Source organism: Lysobacter sp. GQ73, assembly GCF_059758755.1.
The window spans coordinates 157,327-176,809 of the sequence record NZ_JCAXEE010000003.1; the positions used below are offsets into that span (position 1 = coordinate 157,327).

General features: G+C 68.5%; 19 protein-coding genes. 11 read left to right on the plus strand and 8 right to left on the minus strand.

All coding sequences use genetic code 11. The features are described 5' to 3' along the window. Positions 1-6 precede the first annotated feature (6 nt). From AC6CH2_RS10550 to AC6CH2_RS10595, 10 genes are all read left to right on the plus strand, one after another. A complete protein-coding gene (locus AC6CH2_RS10550) occupies positions 7-1,200 on the plus strand; it encodes a hypothetical protein (protein ID WP_498269215.1) in 1,194 nt (397 codons plus the stop codon). 1,574 nt (positions 1,201-2,774) lie between these two features. Then, positions 2,775-3,170 (plus strand): diacylglycerol kinase, encoded by a 396-nt coding sequence (locus tag AC6CH2_RS10555; protein WP_498269216.1) that lies wholly within the window; start codon positions 2,775-2,777, stop codon positions 3,168-3,170. A gap of 135 nt (positions 3,171-3,305) precedes the next feature. Continuing rightward, positions 3,306-4,049 carry a TerC family protein gene (locus AC6CH2_RS10560; protein WP_498269217.1) on the plus strand — a complete coding sequence of 248 codons (744 nt, stop codon included), beginning with the start codon at positions 3,306-3,308 and terminating at the stop codon, positions 4,047-4,049. A 187-nt stretch (positions 4,050-4,236) separates the two neighbouring features. Then, positions 4,237-4,860, plus strand: coding sequence for a LemA family protein (locus tag AC6CH2_RS10565; protein WP_498269218.1), 624 nt, complete (start codon positions 4,237-4,239; stop codon positions 4,858-4,860). 58 nt (positions 4,861-4,918) lie between these two features. Beyond that, positions 4,919-5,797 carry a TPM domain-containing protein gene (locus AC6CH2_RS10570; RefSeq protein ID WP_498269525.1) on the plus strand — a complete coding sequence of 293 codons (879 nt, stop codon included), beginning with the start codon at positions 4,919-4,921 and terminating at the stop codon, positions 5,795-5,797. Next, complete coding sequence (locus AC6CH2_RS10575; RefSeq protein WP_498269219.1) at positions 5,797-6,288, plus strand: TPM domain-containing protein; 492 nt, start codon at positions 5,797-5,799, stop codon at positions 6,286-6,288. Before AC6CH2_RS10570 ends, AC6CH2_RS10575 begins: the two co-directional genes overlap by 1 nt. A gap of 198 nt (positions 6,289-6,486) precedes the next feature. Beyond that, entirely contained in the window at positions 6,487-7,380 is an 894-nt protein-coding gene (lgt, locus tag AC6CH2_RS10580) for a prolipoprotein diacylglyceryl transferase (RefSeq protein WP_498269220.1), read from the plus strand. 4 nt (positions 7,381-7,384) lie between these two features. Beyond that, on the plus strand, positions 7,385-8,179 hold the full coding sequence (locus AC6CH2_RS10585; RefSeq protein WP_498269221.1) for a thymidylate synthase: 795 nt from the start codon (positions 7,385-7,387) through the stop codon (positions 8,177-8,179). Between the two features lie 96 nt (positions 8,180-8,275). After that, positions 8,276-8,455 (plus strand): hypothetical protein, encoded by a 180-nt coding sequence (locus AC6CH2_RS10590; RefSeq protein WP_498269222.1) that lies wholly within the window; start codon positions 8,276-8,278, stop codon positions 8,453-8,455. Then, positions 8,452-8,973: a dihydrofolate reductase gene (locus AC6CH2_RS10595; protein ID WP_498269223.1), complete on the plus strand. Its 522-nt coding sequence runs from the start codon at positions 8,452-8,454 to the stop codon at positions 8,971-8,973. The genes AC6CH2_RS10590 and AC6CH2_RS10595 overlap by 4 nt, the downstream gene beginning before the upstream one ends. A 172-nt stretch (positions 8,974-9,145) precedes the next feature. On the opposite strand, the gene AC6CH2_RS10600 is transcribed toward AC6CH2_RS10595, so the two are convergent. The 7 genes from AC6CH2_RS10600 to lptD form a co-directional block, all read right to left on the minus strand. Next, on the minus strand, positions 9,146-9,850 hold the full coding sequence (locus tag AC6CH2_RS10600; RefSeq protein ID WP_498269224.1) for a DUF1287 domain-containing protein: 705 nt from the start codon (positions 9,848-9,850) through the stop codon (positions 9,146-9,148). A gap of 4 nt (positions 9,851-9,854) precedes the next feature. After that, positions 9,855-10,727: a symmetrical bis(5'-nucleosyl)-tetraphosphatase gene (locus AC6CH2_RS10605; RefSeq protein ID WP_435396358.1), complete on the minus strand. Its 873-nt coding sequence runs from the start codon at positions 10,725-10,727 to the stop codon at positions 9,855-9,857. A 13-nt stretch (positions 10,728-10,740) separates the two neighbouring features. Next, positions 10,741-11,124, minus strand: coding sequence for a Co2+/Mg2+ efflux facilitator ApaG/CorD (apaG, locus tag AC6CH2_RS10610; protein WP_498269225.1), 384 nt, complete (start codon positions 11,122-11,124; stop codon positions 10,741-10,743). Positions 11,125-11,437: 313 nt separating this feature from the next. Beyond that, positions 11,438-12,280 carry a 16S rRNA (adenine(1518)-N(6)/adenine(1519)-N(6))-dimethyltransferase RsmA gene (gene rsmA / locus AC6CH2_RS10615; RefSeq protein ID WP_498269226.1) on the minus strand — a complete coding sequence of 281 codons (843 nt, stop codon included), beginning with the start codon at positions 12,278-12,280 and terminating at the stop codon, positions 11,438-11,440. Continuing rightward, a complete protein-coding gene (gene pdxA, locus AC6CH2_RS10620; protein WP_498269227.1) occupies positions 12,277-13,269 on the minus strand; it encodes a 4-hydroxythreonine-4-phosphate dehydrogenase PdxA in 993 nt (330 codons plus the stop codon). Before pdxA ends, rsmA begins: the two co-directional genes overlap by 4 nt. A gap of 1 nt (position 13,270) precedes the next feature. Continuing rightward, entirely contained in the window at positions 13,271-14,650 is a 1,380-nt protein-coding gene (locus AC6CH2_RS10625) for a peptidylprolyl isomerase (RefSeq protein WP_498269228.1), read from the minus strand. Next, the gene (gene lptD, locus AC6CH2_RS10630; RefSeq protein ID WP_498269229.1) at positions 14,647-17,193 is read right to left on the minus strand and encodes an LPS assembly protein LptD; all 2,547 of its coding nucleotides are present in this window, start codon (positions 17,191-17,193) and stop codon (positions 14,647-14,649) included. The genes AC6CH2_RS10625 and lptD overlap by 4 nt, the downstream gene beginning before the upstream one ends. A gap of 128 nt (positions 17,194-17,321) precedes the next feature. Here lptD and msrB point away from each other — a divergent pair, with 128 nt between their 5' ends. Then, complete coding sequence (msrB, locus tag AC6CH2_RS10635; RefSeq protein WP_498269230.1) at positions 17,322-17,750, plus strand: peptide-methionine (R)-S-oxide reductase MsrB; 429 nt, start codon at positions 17,322-17,324, stop codon at positions 17,748-17,750. Positions 17,751-18,571: 821 nt separating this feature from the next. Here the strand turns inward: msrB and AC6CH2_RS10640 are convergent. Continuing rightward, complete coding sequence (locus AC6CH2_RS10640; protein WP_498269231.1) at positions 18,572-19,483, minus strand: histone deacetylase family protein; 912 nt, start codon at positions 19,481-19,483, stop codon at positions 18,572-18,574.

The window sequence follows — 19,483 nt, forward strand, 5'->3', positions numbered from 1 at the left end:
GCGGACATGAGCAAGTGGTGGTTGGTGGTGTTGTTGCTGTGGCCGTTGCAGGAGGCCGCGGCGCAGGCCGGCGCGACGCCGGCGACGGTGATCGTCCTGGGCGTCGACCACGCCGCGCAACTGGTCTCCGAACGCGACCAGCCGGCGTTGCTGGACGCCTTCCTCGATCGCGCCCGGCCCGATGCGATCTGCGTCGAGCGCGCGCCGGAAGCGTTCGCGCGCGGCGATTTCTACGAGTTCACCTACGAGGTCCAGGACGTGGCGGTGCCGTTCGCGCGCCGGCACGGGATCGAGCTGTGCCCGATCGATTGGGAGCCGCCGGTGGAGGACCAGCGGCTCGGCTTCGGCCTGAGCCTGGACGCACCGCCGGAACTGCGTCCGCTCAAGGGCTTCATGGGCTTTCTCGCGTTCGGCCCGGAGGCGCTGGCGCGCGACTTCTTCCATGCCGACGACCCGGCCAGGCTGCACAAGGTGACGAACTGGGCGGCGACCCCGGCGGCCCGCGCCAAAAACGACCTGCCGCGCCGGCTCTATCTCTACCGCACCTACCTGCAGGCGCAGCGCATCGCCGCCGCGGCGCACGCGCATCCCGGCGGTACCGTGGTGGTGGTCGTGGGCGAATTCCACAAGCACGACATAGAAGCGATCCTCAAAGACGACCCCGGCGTGCGCCTGGTGCAGCCGTCGTCGTTGGGCCGGCCCGATGCGAAGGCGCTCGCCGCGCACGACCGTATCGAATACCGCACCGCGATCGCGAGTTTCAACCTGCTCGGCCTGCAATCGTCCGGGCCGGTGGACTACGGGTACGTCGGCCGCGCGGTGGATGCGCTGGAAGCCGCCGGCGCGACGCCGCAGGCGCGGTTGTTCCGGGTGCGGCTGGACCTGCTGCAAGGCCGGATTGAGCGCGGCGACGCCATCGCCCGCTACCGCGCGATCGCGGCCGAGGCCGGCGATGCCCGTTTCGCCTGGACCGGCGTCAAGGACGGAGCGCGCGTGGATTCCTGGTTCGACCCCTTCGGCAACCTGGACGTACGCCGCCGCGCCCTGCTGGAGGCCGCGCGGGAATCCTGGACCGCCGGCGATGCCGCCGCCGCCAACGAATTGCTGGACGCCTGCAGCGAAGGCCTGAGCCCGCGCCAGCGCGACCAATTGCGCGGCTATTGGCAGCGAGACGTGGCGGTGGCGAGGCCTGCGCGATAGGAGTCGAGCAGGCTCCGACGGTGCGTGTTCGCCTCGATGTTTCCCGTCCCTTTGTAGGAGCGGCCTGAGCCGCGACAAGGGGACTCGCAGCGGCCGCAAGGCCGACGTTATCGATCGAAGCGTAGTGGTTTCGCAGGGTAGGAGCGGCGCAAGCCGCGACATCGCTGCGGCGGTCTTGCGGCGCATCGTTCAAGAAAGATCAGGATCCGGATTAGATCAAGATCAAACCCAAAGCTTCCGCCACTAAAGCGGCGGGTTACTTTCTTTTGTCTAAAGCAACAAAAGAAAGGTAACCAAAGAAAAATGCTCCTTTTTGAATCAAGGGCCCGCGTGTTCGATGCATTCGCGGGGATTTTTCATACGGGACATCCCTGTCCCGATGAAAAACGGCGCGCATCCCTGCGCGCCGCTCTTCGGGTCTTCTTATGCCTTCGCGAGTGCGTATCGACGCACAGCACCAGCCAAACAACAGAACCTGAGGGCGGCGACGCCATCCCCTGTAGGAGCGGCGTAAGCCGCGACCAGGGAACGTGCAGAACCAACGAGGCCGACGCCGCCCATCGAAGCGGCGCGCTTTCGCCGGGGTAGGAGCGGCGCAAGCCGCGACCGCGAATCTGCGGCCGCCTGCGCGGGTGCGGGGTTGCGTGGTCGCGGCTTACGCCGCTCCTACAGTGGTCGGTACGCGGCGCCGTTGCCGTTGCCTTGATTTTGATCTGCCGCTTTGCCGGTCACAGAAGACCCGGAGGGCGGCCCGCAGGGATGCGGGCCGTGCGCAAGCAGGCCATGGATGGCCTGTCTGGAGCATCCCTGCGCCGGCATCGATCGCGCGGGCCTGTGATTCAAAACAAAGCACTTTTCTTTGGTTACCTTTCTTTTGTTGCTTTAGACACAAGAAAGTAACCCGCCGCTTTAGTGGCGGAAGCTTTGGGTTTGATCTTGATCTTGATCTCGTTCGATGAGCGATACGCCGCAAGACCGCTGCAGCGCTGTCGCGGCTTGCGCCGCTCCTACCCCTGGCGAAAACTTGCCGCTTCGACGGATGACGACGGCCTCGTTGCTCCTGCGCGTCCCGTGGTCGCGACTCGCCTCGCTCCTACAGGGACAGGCGCGCATCCCGTGGACCAGGCCGGCCTTCTCGGCGGCGACCACGCGGGGCCGCCCTACGGGGCCGGTCGATCGGTAATGCAAGACCGCAGCCGAAATCGATGCCGGTCAGCCGACGCCCCCCGAATCTCATCAACTCCCACGACTCCCACAACCCCCACAACCCCCACAACCCCCACAACCCCCACAACCCCCACAACCCCCACAACCCCCACAACCCCCACAACCCCCACAACCCCTTCCGCGCCCCGGCCCGCCCGCCCGCCCCCAAAACTACGATCCGACCCCCTGCGGTCAGGGCGCCCCTGCCGAGCTTGTGGCAAAATCCCCGCCCTGTAGCGGCCGTCGGCCGCGCCCGGCCCGTTCCGGCCCCGCACGATCGAGACCCGCGTCCATGCCGACCTTCGAGCCGTCTCCGCCCGAGTGCCTCCGTCGTACCGCGATCGTCCCGGTGCAGGGAATCCGCCTCCATGGCTGACGAATACGGGCATCTGCCGCGTGGTCCCGGACGCATCCTGAAAGCCGCCACCTGGTCGTTCCAGGGGCTGCGCGCGGCCTGGTTGCACGAGTCCTCGTTCAGGCTCGAGGTCTATCTGTTCCTGGTCCTGGCGCCGGTGGGCTGGTGGTTCGGCGAAAGCGGGGTCGAGCGGGTGCTGCTGATCGGCTCGATCCTGCTGGTGTTGAGCGTGGAACTGCTCAATTCCGCGGTCGAGGCGGTCATCGAACGCTACGGCCCGGAGTTCCACGAACTGGCCGGACGCGCCAAGGACATGGGCTCGGCGGCGGTGTTCGTGCTGCTGATGAACGTGCTGCTGACCTGGGCCGCGATCCTCGGCCCGCGCTTGTGGGCGCACCTGCTGGGCTGAGCGCGCCTGCGCATGCATTGCGGCCGGCCTCGTCGCCGGCCGATCCGGGCCGCCTCGGCGGCCCACCGGCGCGCCCCCGCGGCGCGCCGTCTGCGGGTCCGGCCCGCGGTTTCTCCGTTATCGACATCTTGAGGTATGCCGCACGTGATTGAATTGCTGACCGATCCGCAAGTCTGGATCACCCTGATCACCCTGAGCGCGATCGAAATCGTGCTGGGCATCGACAACCTCGTCTTCATCTCGATCGCGGTCAGCAAGCTGCCCTACGAGAGCCGCGAGAAGGCGCGCAAGTTCGGCATCGCGGTGGCCTGTATCTCGCGCATCGCACTGCTGCTGACCCTGGCCTGGCTGGCCGGCCTGACCAACGATCTGTTCAGCGTGTTCGGCCAGGGCATCTCGGTGCGCGACCTGGTGCTGATCCTCGGCGGCGCCTTCCTGCTGGTAAAGGGCTCGATGGAGGTCAAGGACCTGATCGTCGGCGAAGACGAATCCGAAGACGTGCACACCAAGCCGGCGGCCTCGTTCATGGCGGTGATCGCCCAGATCGCGGTCATCGACATCGTGTTCTCGCTGGACTCGGTGATCGCTGCGGTCGGCATGGCCAACCACACCCCGGTCATGGTCGCCGCGATCCTGCTCGCCGTGGCGGTCATGCTGCTGGCGTCCAAGCCGCTGGGCTATTTCATCGACCACAACCCGACCATCAAGATGCTGGCGCTGGCCTTCATCGTCCTGGTCGGCGTGTACCTGATCGCCGACGGCCTGGAAGTGCATATCCCGAAGGGCTACATCTACGGCGCGATGGGCTTCTCGGCCCTGGTCGAATGCCTGAACCTGTGGGCGAAGAAGCGCGCCTCGCGGCGCGTCAGCGCCGAATAATCCGGCGCCGGGCGGCCCCGGGCCGCCAATCGATCGCAGCGCAGGGCCGGCAAGCGATTGCCGGCCCTGTTCGTTTGCGGCGGCCCGCTCCACGCGCCCGGACCCGCAGACATCGTCACACCGCGTCCATTGCGCCGGCCGGCGGCCGATGCTGGAATGCGGCCGTCACCCAGCAGGAGTCCGCGCCATGTTCCGAGCCTTGATCGTGCTTGCGCTGACCGCGCTGCTCAGCGGCTGCGGCTACAACACCATCCAGCAGAAGGACGAGGCGGTCGCCGCGGCCTGGTCGCAGGTGCTCAACGTCTACAAGCGCCGCGCCGACCTGGTGCCGAACCTGGTGGCGACGGTGAAGGGCTATGCCAGCCACGAGCAGCAAGTGCTGACCCAGGTCACCGAGGCGCGCGCCAAGGTCGGCAGCATCAATGTGGACGCCAACAATCCCGAGTCGCTCAAGCAATTCGAGCAGGCCCAGGGCGAGTTGCGCGGGGCGATCGGACGCCTGCTCGTGGTCAGCGAGAACTACCCGCAGCTCAAGGCCGACCAGGGCTTCCTGAGCCTGCAGACCCAGCTCGAAGGCACCGAGAACCGGATCACGGTCGAACGCCAGCGTTATATCGGCGCGGTCCAGGACTACAACACCTACATCCGCCAGTTCCCGACCAATCTGACCGCGAAGCTGTTCGGCTATTCGACCAAGCCCAACTTCACCGTCGAAAACCCGGCCGAGATCCAGCAGGCGCCGAAGGTCGATTTCGGCCAGCCGGCGCCGGCCCAGCCTGCTCCCACCCAGCCCGCCCCGGCGCAGGGCTGATCGCCGGCCGATGTCGGCGCCTCCCGCACGCGCAGGCGGGTCCGCACGCGGCACGCCGATCGGCTGGGCCGCGGCCTGGCTGAGCCTGCTGCTGTGGGCATCGGCCGCATGGCCGGCGCTGGCGCAGACGCTCGCGCCCATCCCGGCGATGACCTCGCCGGTGGTCGACACCACCGGCACGCTCGATGCCGACACGCGAGCGCGGCTGGAAGCGCAGGCGCGCGAGCTGCAGCAGCGCAAGGGCAGCCAGTTGCAGGTGCTGATGGTGGCGAGCACCGCGCCCGAGGAAATCGAGCCGTACGCGGTGCGCGCCTACGAGCAGTTCAAGCTCGGGCGCAAGGAGGTCGACGACGGCGTGCTGCTGGTCGTGGCCAAGGACGACCGGCGCGTGCGCATCGAAGTCGGCTACGGCCTGGAGGGCGCGATCACCGACGCCCAGTCCGGCCGCATCATCCAGGAATACCTCGCGCCGAAATTCCGCAGCGGCGATTACGCCGGCGGCCTGACCGACGCGACCGCCATGCTGGTCAAGCTGATCGACGGCGAACCGCTGCCGCCGCCGATGGCGCGGCAGACGCAGGGCGACGGCAACGGCGGCGAGCAGGGCTGGGTGCTCGCCTTCTTCATCGCGATTTTCGGCGGGCAGGTCGTACGCGCCGTGCTCGGCCGGCTGCCGGCGCTGGTGCGCGGGCTGGCCTCAGGACTGGTCGTCGGCGGCATCGCCTGGCTGCTGGCGCTGGCCTGGTGGCTGGTCGGCCTGACCGCGCTGGTCGGCTTGTTCGTCGGCCTGCTCGGCGGCGGCGGGCAGTTCGTCCGCAGCGGCGGCTGGGGCGGTTACGGCGGCGGTGGCTGGGGCGGCGGCGGTGGAGGCGGTGGAGGCGGCTGGTCGGGCGGCGGCGGTTCCAGCGGAGGCGGCGGCGCCTCGGGGAGTTGGTGATGCGTTGGCTCCGTCATCTGTGCGCGCCCTCGGCGCGGCGTCTGTTTCCCGAGGCCGCGCTGCAGCGCATCGCCGAAGCCATCGCGGCGAGCGAATCGCGCCACCACGGCCAGGTTTGTTTCGCGGTCGAAGAACGCTTGCCGTTGCGACAGTTGATCGCCGGCGTGGACGCGCGCGCGGCGGCGCAGGCCGCGTTCGCCCAGCTGCGGGTCTGGGACACCGCCGGCAACAGCGGGGTGCTGTTGTATCTGTTGCTGGCCGACCATCGCATCGAGATCGTCGCCGACCGCGGCTATGCCGCGCGGGTCGGGCCCGAACGCTGGCAGGCGGTCTGCGACGGCATCCAGCAGGCTTTGAGCGCCGGCGCCGCCGAGGCGGCGGTGCTCGGCGGCATCGCCGCCTTGTCGGACATCGTCGCAGAACACTTTCCGCGCGAACGCGGCGCGCCCGGCGACGGCAACGAATTGCCGGACCGCCCGGTCTTGCTGTAACCGGCTCGGCTGGCGCCGCGGGCTTCGGCGCCGCCGGCCATCCGCATCGGCACCACGCGCGCGCGAGTTTGCCGCAATGGGCCGGATCGCTGTCGAAACACCGTATCCGTGCCGGTTTCAGGGGCCGGGCGGCGCCCCGGGTACGGGCCGCGTGGGGCACAATACGGCGGTCATCGTCCCTCAAGAATCGTCCGCCGCATGACCATCCTGCACCAGATCGACCCGATCGCGATCTCTCTCGGCCCGCTGCAAGTCCACTGGTACGGGATCATGTATCTGCTCGGTTTCGTCACCGCCTGGTGGCTGGGGCGACGCCGGGTCCGCGACGGGCGCCTGCCCGGCGTCGGCGAGCAGGCCTACGGCGATCTGCTGTTCTACGCCATGCTCGGCGTGGTGCTCGGCGGGCGCATCGGCTACGTGGTGTTCTACAACTTCGCCGAATTGCTCAAGGACCCCTTGATGCTGTTCCGCATCTGGGAAGGCGGCATGAGTTTCCACGGCGGCCTGCTCGGGGTGATGGCCGCGGCGCTGTGGTGGTCGCACCGTCAACGCACGCATTTCTTCGACGTGATGGATTTCGTCGCCCCGCTGGTGCCGCCGGGCCTGGGTTTCGGCCGCCTGGGCAACTACATCGGCGGCGAGTTGTGGGGCAAGCCCACCGAAGCCGGCTGGGGCGTGATCTTCCCGCGCGCGCCGGAGTTCGCCGGCTGGACCGCCGAGCAGTTGCAGACCCAGTTCGCCGGCGGCGGCCTGGACCGGTTCGCGCGTCATCCCTCGCAGCTGTACCAGGCGCTGCTCGAAGGCCTGGTGATGTTCGCCGCGTTGTGGTGGTTCTCGAGCAAGCCGCGTCCGCGCTATGCGGTGTCGGGCCTGTTCGCGCTGTTGTACGGTTGCTTCCGTTTCGTGGTCGAGTTCGTGCGCGTGCCCGATGCGCAGATCGGCGATCACGGCTACCTCGCGTTCGGCTGGCTGACCATGGGCCAGGTGTTGAGCGTGCCGCTGATCGTGCTCGGCCTGTTCTGGCTGTGGCTGTCGACGCGTTCGCCGACCCTGCAACCGCAGCCGCTCGCGGCCGAACCGGCGAAGGGCTGAGACCATGCAGCAGTACCTCGACCTGCTACGCCACGTGCTGGAGCACGGCACCGAGAAATCCGATCGCACCGGCACCGGCACGCGCAGCGTGTTCGGCTGGCAGCTGCGCTTCGACTTGAACGCCGGCTTCCCGCTGGTCACCACCAAGAAACTGCACCTGCGCTCGATCGTCCATGAGCTGCTGTGGTTCCTCAAGGGCGAGACCAACACGGCCTACCTGAAAGAACACAAGGTCAGCATCTGGGACGAGTGGGCCGACCCCGACGGCGAACTCGGCCCGGTCTACGGCAAGCAGTGGCGTCGCTGGGCAGGCGCCGATGGCGTCGAGATCGACCAGATCCGCTGGGTGATCGACGAGATCAAGCGCAATCCCGATTCGCGCCGGCTGATCGTCAGCGCCTGGAACGTCGCCGACCTGCCGCGGATGGCCCTGATGCCCTGCCATGCGCTGTTCCAGTTCTACGTCGCCGACGGCAAACTCAGCTGCCAGCTGTATCAGCGCAGCGGCGACATCTTCCTCGGCGTGCCGTTCAATATCGCCAGCTACGCGCTGCTGACCCACATGGTCGCGCAGGTCTGCGGCCTGGGCGTCGGCGATTTCGTCCATACCCTCGGCGATGCGCATCTGTACTCGAACCACTACGAGCAGGCGCGCGAGCAGCTCGCGCGCACGCCGCGGGCGCTGCCGAGCTTGAAACTCAATCCCGAAGTCCGGGACATCTTGGACTTCGGCTACGACGACATCGCGATCGAGGGCTACGACCCACTGCCGGCGATCAAGGCGCCGGTCGCGGTCTAAGCCGGCCGCCGGCGCGACCGTGCTAGACGCGGTTTGAACGCGCGCGAGGTTAGCGTGGTCGCTGCCGGCGCCATCGATGGCGCCGCAGGAGAGAGCATGCTGCGAGCAGCCATTGCCGGCTCGGCATTGGGCTTTTCATCGCGTTCGTTGCCGGCGCATGCGCCGATGCGGCGCGACGGCGGCGTGTGGAAGCTCGACGTTATCGAGTTCGACGGCGACGGCCGCTCGATGCCGCGTGTGCGGCTGTCGCACCTTCTTGAAGAGGCCCTGGAATGATCGCATCCGCCCTCCCGCAACTGAGCCTGATCGCCGCGCTCGACCGCAAGCACGCCATCGGCCGCGACAACGCCTTGCCGTGGCGCCTGTCCGACGATCTCAAGCGTTTCAAGGCGCTGACCCTCGGCAAGCCGCTGCTGATGGGGCGCAAGACTGCGCAGTCGCTCGGCCGCGCCTTGCCGGGCCGGCGCAACCTGGTGTTGACCCGTTCCGGCGAAGTGCCGTTCGCCGGCATGGAAGCGGTGGGTTCGGTCGAGCAGGCATTGGAACTGGCGCAGGCCGACGGCGCCGCCGAGTTGTGCGTGATCGGCGGCGGCGAGGTCTATGCGCTGTGCCTGGCCGCGGCCACGCGTCTGTACCTGACCCGGGTCGATACCGAAGTGGAAGGCGCCGACGCCTTTTTTCCGCGCTTCGATGCGGCCGAGTGGCGAGTGGTCTCGCGCCAGGCGCATGCGGCCGACGCGCGCAACGAGTTCGGGTTCGAGTTCGTCGATTATCTGCGCTTGGGAATGGACTGACGGAGAGTCCATAACGGGCGGCTTTGGATCGCCGCCTTCGCGGTGACGATGGCCATGAAGGGACGTGCGAGAACGAGCTTTCGACCGGGCGCTCAAGCTTAGGGGCGCGGTCGTGCAAGTTCTGTAGGGGTGAGTCCGGTGGACCCCGCCTTCGCGGGGATGACGGCACTGGCTAGCGCGCCAGGCTCGCGCTGCCGCGCTCCAGCCGTGGCCGATAGTGGCCGGTGATGGCGTAGTCGAACAGCAGGTCGTCTTCCTGGGTGCCGCGGGCGATGTTGTGCAGGATCAGCGGCCGGCCCCGGTAGGACTTGCGGTCGGAGACGATGCCGATGTGCGGCACGCCGCGGCCGAGGTCCCAGGTGACCAGATCGCCGGGCCGGTAGTCGGCGGCGCGGTCGCTGACCGGCAGCGACCAGCGCTGGCGCTCGAACCAGCGGCGCAGGTTCGGCACGCGGCGGTGATCGATGCTGCGGTCGGTCGCGGTCGCGCGCCACATCGACGGATAGGCGGCGAAGTTCGCGCGCATGTCTTCGTGCACGGCTTGCTGCAGGTCGAGCCCCTGGGTGCGCAGGGCGCGGATCACTACGTCGGTGCAGACGCCGCGATCGGCGGCGACGTCGCCGCCCGGATAGGACAAGCGCACATAGGCCGGGTCGTAGAGACGGGTCACGCCGATCTGCGCGCGCGCGGCGGCGACCAGGGGCGGCGACGGCATGCGCGTGGCCGCGTCGCCGGCTGGCGACGAAGTCTCGCTGCTCTTGTCCGGCCCGGGCGCTCGCGGCGCCGGCTCCTGCGGCGCGCGCGAGCAGGCCGCAGCGAACGTCAGCGCGGCGGCAGCCGCGATCGCGCAAGCGGTGGATCGCCGTCCGTGGCGCATCGGCTCAGCCCTGGTTCTGCGGCTGGCGCGGCGGGCGAGGCCGCGGCGGATTGGCCGGCACGTCGCGCCCGGGCACCTGCACCAATCGCAGTTCGTCGGTGTCGAGTTGCAGCGCGGTCAACTTGCCGCCCCAGACCGCGCCGGTGTCGATCGCATGCACGCCATGGCCGATGAAAAGGCCGAGGGTGGACCAGTGCCCGCAGACGATCTTGAGGTCGCGCTCGGCGCGGCCCGGCACTTCGTACCAGGGGTAGAGGCCGACCGGCTGGGTGCCCGGGCTGCCCTTGTCCTCGAAGGCGATGCGGCCGCGCGGCGTGCAATAACGCAGGCGGGTGAAGATGTTGATGATCGCGCGATGGCGATCGATGCCGGCCAGCTTGGGATTCCAGGCCGGGCGGTCGCCGTACATGTTCTTGAGCAAGCGCCGGTACTGGTCGCCGTGCAGCCGCTCTTCGACCTCGCGCGCATGGCGCTCGGCCATGCCGGTGGTCCACTTCGGCGCCAGGCCGGCGTGCACCATCATCCAGCCGAGCTTGCGGTCGACCTGGACCAGCTTCTGCATGCGCAGCCAGCCGAGCAGTTCGTTGCGGTCCTCGGCCAGTACGATGCGCTGCAGGTCGGGGTTGACCTTGCGCTGTTCTTCCTCGGTGCGCTCGCCGATCGCGAGCAGCGACAGGTCGTGGTTGCCGAGGACGACGATGCTGCTCTGGCGCAGCGAATGCACCAGGCGCAGGGTCTCCAGCGACTGCCCGCCGCGGTTGACCAGATCGCCGCAGAACCACAGCGTGTCGCGCGCCGGATCGAACGCGATCCGTTCCAGCAAGCGCTGGGTCGCGTCGTAACAGCCCTGGAGGTCGCCTATTGCCCAAACGCTCATACGTGGTCCGCGCTCAATGCAGGGTGCGCGGGATGGTGAGCGTGAACGGCGGAATCTGCGCGTCGAAGCGGGTGCCGTCGTCGGCGACCATCGCGTAACTGCCTTCCATCGTCCCCAAGCTGGTTTCCAGCACGGCGCCCGAGGTGTACTCGTAGTCGTCGCCCGGACGCAACCACGGTTGTTCGCCCACCACGCCTTCGCCGCGCACTTCCTGCACCTTGCCGTTCGCGTCGGTGATGACCCAGTGGCGCGATATCAGGCGCGCGGGAATCTTGCCGGCGTTGCGGATATGAATGGTGTAGGCAAAGACGTAGCGGTCCTGCTCCGGTTCGGACTGATCGTCCAGGTAGCGGGTCGCCACGTCGATGTCGAAAGCGTAGTCGTGGTGGTGTTCCATGGCGGCAGTTTAAGCAAAGCGGGCATGAAGCGGGAATGAGTCGTGAAAATAACCGCATCGCCCCGGAATTCCCGGCCGAAATCGCCGGCCGAAATCGCCGGCCCGTAGCGAGCCGGCCGCAGGTCGTGATAATCGGCGGGCGGGCCTCGGTGGAAACCGCGAGGATAATCGCCGTGGCTCGCGGCCTGCGGCCGGTGCGGCGAACCCGCTCGGGCGCGGTAGCATCGGGCCGGCGTCCGGTACGCGACGCCGCAGGACACGCTTTGCGCCTTCGCTGCGGGCATGCCCGCGGCTCGGACGCGCCGTACCGGCGCTAGTTCCGGCCGGGCTCGGCCAGGACTGCGCCGCTGGCGGCGAGCGAGTTGGCCAGGGTCACGAAATCGGCGACCTCGATCTGCTCGGCGCGCGCGTCCGGGCGCAGCCCGGCGGCTTCGATCGCGGCGCCGTCGCAGACCTGCGACAACGCATTGCGCAGGGTCTTGCGCCGCTGGCCGAAGGCGTCGCGGACCACTCGCGCGAACAGCGCATGGTCGACGATGCCGATCTTGTCGGGCGCGTGCGGGATCATCCGCACCACCGCCGAATCGACCTTCGGCGGCGGACGAAACGCGCCCGGCGGGACATCGAACAGGGCGATCACCTGGCAATACGCCTGCAGCATCACGCTGAGGCGGCCGAAGACCTTGCTGCCGGGGCCGGCGGCCATGCGGTCGACCACTTCCTTCTGCAGCATGAAGTGCATGTCGCGGATCGCCGCGGCATGGTCGAGCGCATGGAACAGGATCGGCGAGGACAGGTTGTAGGGCAGGTTGCCCACCAGACGGATCTTGTCCTCGTTGGCCAGCGCGGTGAAATCCACGGTCAGCACGTCGCGGTGGATCACTTCCAGGGTGCCGTGGGCGCGCGCGCCGTCGGTCAAGGGAAAGATCAGGTCGCGGTCGAACTCGATCACGGTCAGTTCGCCGTGGCGGTCGAGCAGGGGGAAGGTGATCGCGCCCTGGCCGGGGCCGATCTCGACCAGACGGTCGCCGGGCTTGGGGTCCACCGCGTGCACGATCATGGCGATGATGCCGCCGTCATGCAGGAAGTGCTGGCCCAAGTGTTTCTTGGCCTCGGGCTTGAAGCCCTTGGCGTGCGATCTGGCCGTGCCGGTCATGGCGTGCCTCCGGACGTGCTGCGGCGGGTGCGCGCGATGCGCGCGCAGGTTTCGGCGGCGGCGATCAGGCTGGACGGATCGGCCAGGCCGCGGCCGGCGAGGTCGAGCGCGGTGCCGTGATCGACCGCGACGCGCGGATAGGGTAGTCCCAGGGTCATGTTCACCGCACGCTCGAAGCCGCTGTACTTGAGCACCGGCAGGCCCTGGTCGTGGTACATCGCCAGCACCGCGTCGAAGCCGCGCAGCTTGGCCGGCAGGAAGGCGGTGTCGGCCGGCAGCGGGCCGACCAGGTTCAGGCCTTGCGCGCGCAGCGCCGCCAGCACCGGCTCGATGACCTCGATCTCCTCGCGGCCCATGTGGCCGGCCTCGCCCGCGTGCGGGTTGAGGCCGAGCACGGCGAGGACCGGTGCGGCGATGCCGAAGTCGCGGCGCAGCGCCGCCTCGACGATGCGCAGGGTGCGGGCCAGCGCGACCGGCTCGATCGCGTCGGCGACCGCGCGCAGCGGCAGGTGGGTGGTGGCCAGGCCGACCCGGACGATGTCGTTGGCGAGCATCATCACCACCTCGCAGCCGGCCTGGTCGGCGAGCAGCTCGGTGGTGCCGGTGTAGGCGATGCCGCCCTCGTTGATCACCGCCTTGTGCACCGGGCCGGTGACCAGGCCGTCGAACTCGCCGCGCAGGCAGCCCTCGGCGCCGGCACGCAGCGCGCCGATCACCGCTGCGGCGTTACGCGGCTCGGGCTGGCCGAAGGCGGGGACGACGGCGTTAGGCAGGTCGACCAGGGCCAGTTCGCCGGGTGCCCGCGAGGGGCGGTCCGGCGGCAGCAGGGTCAGGGGCAGGCCGAGTGCGTCGGCGGCGGCGCGCAGGCTGCGCGCATCGGCGAAGGCGACCAGGTCGTAGTCGCGCGGCTGCTGCAGCAGCCGCAGGCAGAGCTCCGGCCCGACGCCGGCCGGCTCGCCCGGCACCAGCGCGAGCCGGGGCAGGGTCACCTCAGCCGCCGGAGGCGGCCGGCTTGGCCGGTTCCGCCGGTGCGGCGTTTTCTTCCGCGGCCTTGCCGATGCGGAAGTCGACGAAGGCTTCGCCGCGCTTCTCGCGCAGGTAGCGGTTCCATTCTTCCTCGAGCTTGCGGCGGCCGATGGTCTCCTGGACCTGGGCGCGCTTGCTCTGGTCGGCGACGTCGCTCTGGCGGCTGCCGATGCGCTGGACGATGTGGTAACCGGCCTGGCTGTGGATCGGCTGGGAAATTTCGTTGTCGGCCAGCGCCGCGACGGCGCCGCCGAACTCGGGACCGAACTCGTCCTGGGTGAACCAGCCCAGATCGCCGCCCTTGGCCTGCGAGGCCAGGTCTTCCGAGCTTTCCTTGACCACGTCCTCGAACTTGGCGCCGCCGGCGATACGTGCGCGCAGGGTCTCGGCCTTGGCCTTGGCCTGCGCTTCGCTGACGGTGTCGCTGATGCGGACCAGGATGTGGCGGGCGTTGAACTGGGTGACCAACTTCGGGCCGGACTGCGAGGCGTCGCGGACTTCGACCAGCTTGAGCAACTGGAAGCCGCTCGGGCCGCGGATCGGCTCGGTGACCTGGCCGGCGCTCATCTTTCGCATCAGCTCGGCGAACGCGGCCGGGATTTCGTCGAGGCCGCGCCAGCCCAGATCGCCGCCTTCCAGCGCATTGGGGCTGTCGGAATAGCGCACGGCGGCGGCGTTGAAGTCCATCTCGCCCTTGTCGATCAGCGCCTTCACGCCTTCGACCTTCTTCTGCGCGGTCGCGATCTGCTCGGGCGTGGCGCCTTCGGGCAGGGCGATCAGGATGTGGGCGAGGTGGTACTGGGTGCCGCTGTTGGCCTGCGCGGCCAGGGCCGCGTCGATTTCGGCGTCGCTGACCGAAATGCGGGTCTGGGCGAAGCGCTGGCGCAGACGCTGGACCAGCAGTTCGTCGCGGATCGAGCTGCGGAAGTCGTTATAGGAGCTGCCGTCGCGGGCCAACTGCTGGCGCAGCTGGTCGACGCTGATCTTGTTGGAGGCGGCGATGTTGCCGATGGCCTGATCGATTTCCTGATCGGTCACCCGCACGCCGGTGCCCTGAGCCTGGGCGACCTGGATCTTGAGCAGGATCAGGCGCTCGAGCACCTGGCGCTCGAGCACGTCGCGCGGCGGCAACTGGTCGGTGCGGCCGGCGTACTGGCTCATGATGTTGGCGATGGCGCGGTCGAGCTCGGTCTTGAGGATCACGTCCTCGTCCACCACCGCCGCGATGCGGTCGATCGGTTGCAGATCCTGAGCCCGGACGTTCCCGCCGAACAGCAGGCCGGCGGCCAGCAGACTTGCCAAAACCGGGCTCGCCAGGAGCGGGCTCGCGAAGAATTTGTTCATAGGGTCGGTTCGAGAGTCGAGTCGGCGTCGTCGCCGCGATTTTGGCGGCTGACCGTGGGAGACGGCGGCGCCAGATACAGGTCGTCGCGGTTATAGCCGAGAATAGCACGGCGCAAAACGCGCTCCGTGTTCTGGCCGGCGGAGCCTAGGCCCTTGAGCTCGAACTCCACCTGAAGCGAGCTGTTGAGGTCTTCGGAGCGATTGCGCTGGTAGCGGCGGGCGATCAGGCGGACCGCCAGGCAGCAGCTTTCCCACTGCACGCCGGCGATCTGTTCGAGCGCGCGCTTGTCCTTGATCGAGTAGTAATAGCGGCCGACCACGCTCCAGTTGTCGTTGATCGGGTACAGGAACGAGAAATCGGCCTGCTCGAACAGGTCGCGCCTGTCCTTCGGCGCGGTCGGCGAGACCGACAGGTCGCGGCGGTAGCGATAGCCGAAATTGACCACGCCGTTGTTGCCGAACAGGTAGCGCGCACGCAGGCTGGCGAGGTCCTCGCTGCGCAGCTTGGGGTCCCACTGGTAGGTCGCGTTGATCGTCCAGCGGTCGCTCGGCGACACGCTGACGTCGGCCACCCAGGCCGACTTGCCCTGCTTGATCGGGGTTTCGGCGCCGGCGACGACGCGGATGTCGTCGAAGTACTGGATCTGGCCGATGCTCGCCGCCAGCCGCTCGCGGCCGTCGTCCTGGCTGATCAGGCGCGTGGTCAGGGCAGTGGTGAGCTGGTTGGCGTCGGTCTGGCGGTCGGCGCCGGTGTAGCGGTTGTCGCGGAACAGCGCGCCCCAGCTGAACGACATCGGGTTGGTGTCGAACAGCGGTATGCCGGCCTGGTCGCGGTACGGCGCGCGCAGGTAGAACACGCGCGGTTCCAGGGTGTGCAGGTAGTGGTCGCCGCGGATTTCGGTCTCGCGATCGAAATACATGCCCGCGTCGATCGAGGTGATCGGCACGCTGCGGTTCGGCGACTTGTCGTAGAAGCTGCGCACCAGCTCCGGGGTGTTGGGCACGGTCGGGTTGGCGGCGACGAAGGCCGCGGCCTGCTGCTCGGCCATCTGCTCGGCCATGCCGCGTTCCAGCTCGTAGGCGGTGTAGCGCCAGGCCAGCTTCGGGCGGATGAACCAACTGGCGCCTTCGAGCGGGAAGCTGACGAAAGGCTTGACGTCGAAGCGGCTGCCGCCGGGCATGTCGCGGCGCAACCCGACCGGCGCGTTGGGATCGCCGGGGGTGAACTTGACGTCCTCGTGCTGGAAACGCACCGCCTCGGTGTCGACGCCGGCTTCGACCCACTTGCCGAATGGCTGCGCCCAATGGAAGGTCGCGCGCGGCAGGCGGTCGTAGGCCAGCGAATTCTCCTGCAGGGTGAAGTCGGCCAGCTGGTTGTGGTCGGCGATCAGGCTCGCGTCCCAGTAGCGGCCGCGGCCGTACAGGCCGACTTCGCTGCGCAGCGAGATCGCCGACTGGCCGTACAGGCTGTTGCTGAAGTCCTGCAGGTAGTATTTATCGCTGACCCAGGCCAGATTGGCCGAGGCATACCAAGTGCCGTCGAGGCGGTGGGTGGTCTTCAGCGCGAACTCGCCGCGGTTCTTGTCGGGCATGCGGTCGCGCGGGATCTGCACCGGCGGGTCGCGGCGGTAGTCGGTGTAACGACCCGGGTCGTTGCCGGCCAGGTCGTCGTTCGGCATCCAGTTGCCCGAGACCTCGCCCGAGCCGCTGCCGTACAGCCAGCGGAACTCGCCGCCCATGGCCACGCCGCGCTTGCTCATGTAGCGCGGATACAGGGTGGCGTCGTAGTTCGGCGCCAGGTTGAGGTAGATCGGCTGGCGCCAGTCGAAGCCGTTCTTGCCCGACAGGCCGATGTTCGGGTACAGCAGGCCGGTGCGGCGGCGATCGTCGACCGGGAACACGAACCAGGGCACGTACAGCACCGGCACCTTGCCGATGCGCAGGGTGGCGTTGCGCGCCACGCCCATGCCCTCGGCGGTGTCGATGTCGATGCGGTGGGCGCGCAGCTCCCAGGAGCGCTGGTTCGGCGCGCAGGTCGAATAGGTCGAGCCGTGCAGGGCGCCCTTGGCGCCGTTGAGCTCGATGCGCTCGGCCCCGCCGTTGCCGCGGCGCGCGGTCAGCTGGTATTCGACGTCCTCGATCCGGTGCTGGTCGGCGTTCTGGTCGCCCTCGGCGCGCTCGGCGACCAGGCGCATGCTCGAGTCCTGGTAGCGGACATGGCCCTCGGCCGTGTACTTGCCCGATTCCTGGTGGTAGCTGAGCTTGTCGGTACCCAGGAACTGGTCGCCGCGGCTCAAGCGCACATTGTCCTGGACGACGATGTTGTCGTCGGTGCCGGCCCGCTGCAGGGTGCCGCCGTCGATATCGGTCGGCTGTTCGGCGCGTTGTTCGGCGGTGCCGGTCGGGGCCGGGGCGTCGTCGAAGGACGGCACCGCGTCGATCAACGGGCACAGGCCCCAGTTCTCGTTGTCGTCCGCCGCATAAGCGGGCAGGGCGATGGCGATGCACAGCGACAACGGGAGCAGGCGAAGGGGTTTGCGCACGCGAGCATCCGGTGGACGGAAAAACGGTCGTTAGCTTGCCGTATCCCTTGCAAGCGGGCAACGCGGGCGCCATCTAAGCGGCATCGGCGTTCATTTTCCCCGAACGCGACCGCCCCCACGGAGGAGTCATGAGCCAGCACCCCAGTCCGCCCTCGGCACCGGTCGAGAAGAGCGAAGCTGAATGGCGCGAGCAGCTGTCGCCGGAGCAATACGCCGTCTGCCGTTGTTCGGCGACCGAGCGGGCCTTCACCGGGCGCTTCTGGAACCACAAGGAGACCGGCACCTACACCTGCGCCGCCTGCGGCGAGGCCCTGTTCTCCTCGCAGGCCAAGTACGATTCCGGCAGCGGCTGGCCGAGCTACTGGCAGCCTTTGCGCCCCGACGCGGTGACCGAGGTCGCCGACGAGAGTCACGGTATGCGCCGGATCGAGGTCAAGTGCGCGCGCTGCCAGTCGCACTTGGGCCACGTGTTCCCGGACGGCCCGAAGCCGACCGGCCTGCGCTACTGCATCAACTCCGCGGCGCTGGGGTTCGAGCCGGAGCCGGCGGCGGGCTGATGCCGGCTCCGGGCGCGCCCGGCCCTTCTTAAGGCGCCGGCTAGCCCCCGATCGCGGCCCGGGCCGCTCCTGCCCCGGCGAGGACACCCGGCTTCGGCGGACGACGACGGCCTCGTCACCCCCGCACATTCCGCGGTCGCGACTTACGTCGCTCCTACAGGGGCGAGTGCGCGGGATTTGCGGTGCTGGGGCTGGCCTTTTAGGAGCGGCGTAAGTCGCGACCACGGCCTCTCTCGCCGGCCGGCGTCCCAAGGGTAGGAGCGGCGCAAGCCGCGACCGTGATCCCCAAGCCGGTGCGTCCCTGTTCGCGGATCGTGGCGCCTAAACCTTCGATCTGCTCCGCCCTGGCCCTTGCTCTGGCGCTAGCCGTGCGCCGCCTCGACCTAGCGAAGGCCATAGAAGACCCGGAGGGCGGCGCGCAGGGATGCGCGCCGTTTTTCATCAGGACAAGGACGTCCCGTATGAAAAATCACCGCGTATGCATCGAACACGCGGGCCCTTGATTCAAAGAAAAGCACTTTTCTTCGGTTACCTTTCTTTTGTTGCTTATGACAAAAGAAAGTAACCCGCCGCTTTAGTGGCGGAAGCTTTGGGTTTGATTTTGATTTGAAATTTTCGGATCGAGACGCCGCGAGACCGCCGCAGCGATGTCGCGGCTTGCGCCGCTCCTACCCTGCGAAACCACTGCGCTTCGATCGATAACGTCGGCTTTGCGGCCGCTGCGAGTCCCTTGTCGCGACTCACGTCGCTCCTACAAAGGCCGGGGACCCTACAACGCATGCCACGAATCCACCGGAGCGACGCAAGTCGCGACCGCACCCTCACTCCATCAAGGCGCCCACATGCGCCACCGCGCTCTCGCGCAGCGCTGCCAGGTCGTAGCCGCCTTCGAGCATCGACACCACCCGCCCCAGTGCGTGGCGCTCGGCGATCGCGACCAGCTCGCGGGTGATCCAGGCGAAGTCCTCGCCGTCGAGTTCGACCTGGGCCAGCGGGTCGCGGCGGTGGGCGTCGAAGCCGGCGGAGATCAGCACCAACTGCGGACGGAACGAGTCGATGGTCGGCAGCAGGTGCTCGCGCCAGACCTTGCGGAAGCCTGCACTGCCGGTGCCGGCCGGCAGCGGGGCATTGATGATGTTGCCGATGCCGCGCTCGTGGGCGTAGCCGGTGTCCGGGTACAGCGGCATCTGGTGCGAGCTGACGTACAGCACTCGCGGGTCGGTGTCGAAGATCGCCTGGGTGCCGTTGCCGTGATGGACGTCGAAATCGATCACCGCCACCCGCTCCAGGTGGTGTTTTTCGCAGGCATGGGCGGCGGCGACGGCGATGTTGTTGAACAGGCAGAAGCCCATCGCGGCATCGCCGGTGGCGTGGTGACCGGGCGGGCGCACCGCGCAGAACACGCGCTTGTCCTCGCCCTTGATCACGCTGTCGACCGCGGCGATGCCGGCGCCGGCGGCGCGCAGCGCGGCCTCGGCCGAGCCGGGCGCGAGCACGGTGTCGGGGTCGAGCGCCATCGGGCCGTCGACCTGGGTATCCAGGATCAGCGAGAGCAGGGCGTCGCCGTGCGCGCGCAGCAACTGGCCGCGGCTGGCGCCGGGCGCTTCGCGCCAGTCGAGCGAAGGGTAGGCCTCGCGCAGCGCTTCGGTGACGGCGACCAGACGCAACGGCCGCTCGGCATGACCCGGACCCGGGTCGTGGCGCGTGCAGGCCGGATGCGTGTAGATGCGCAT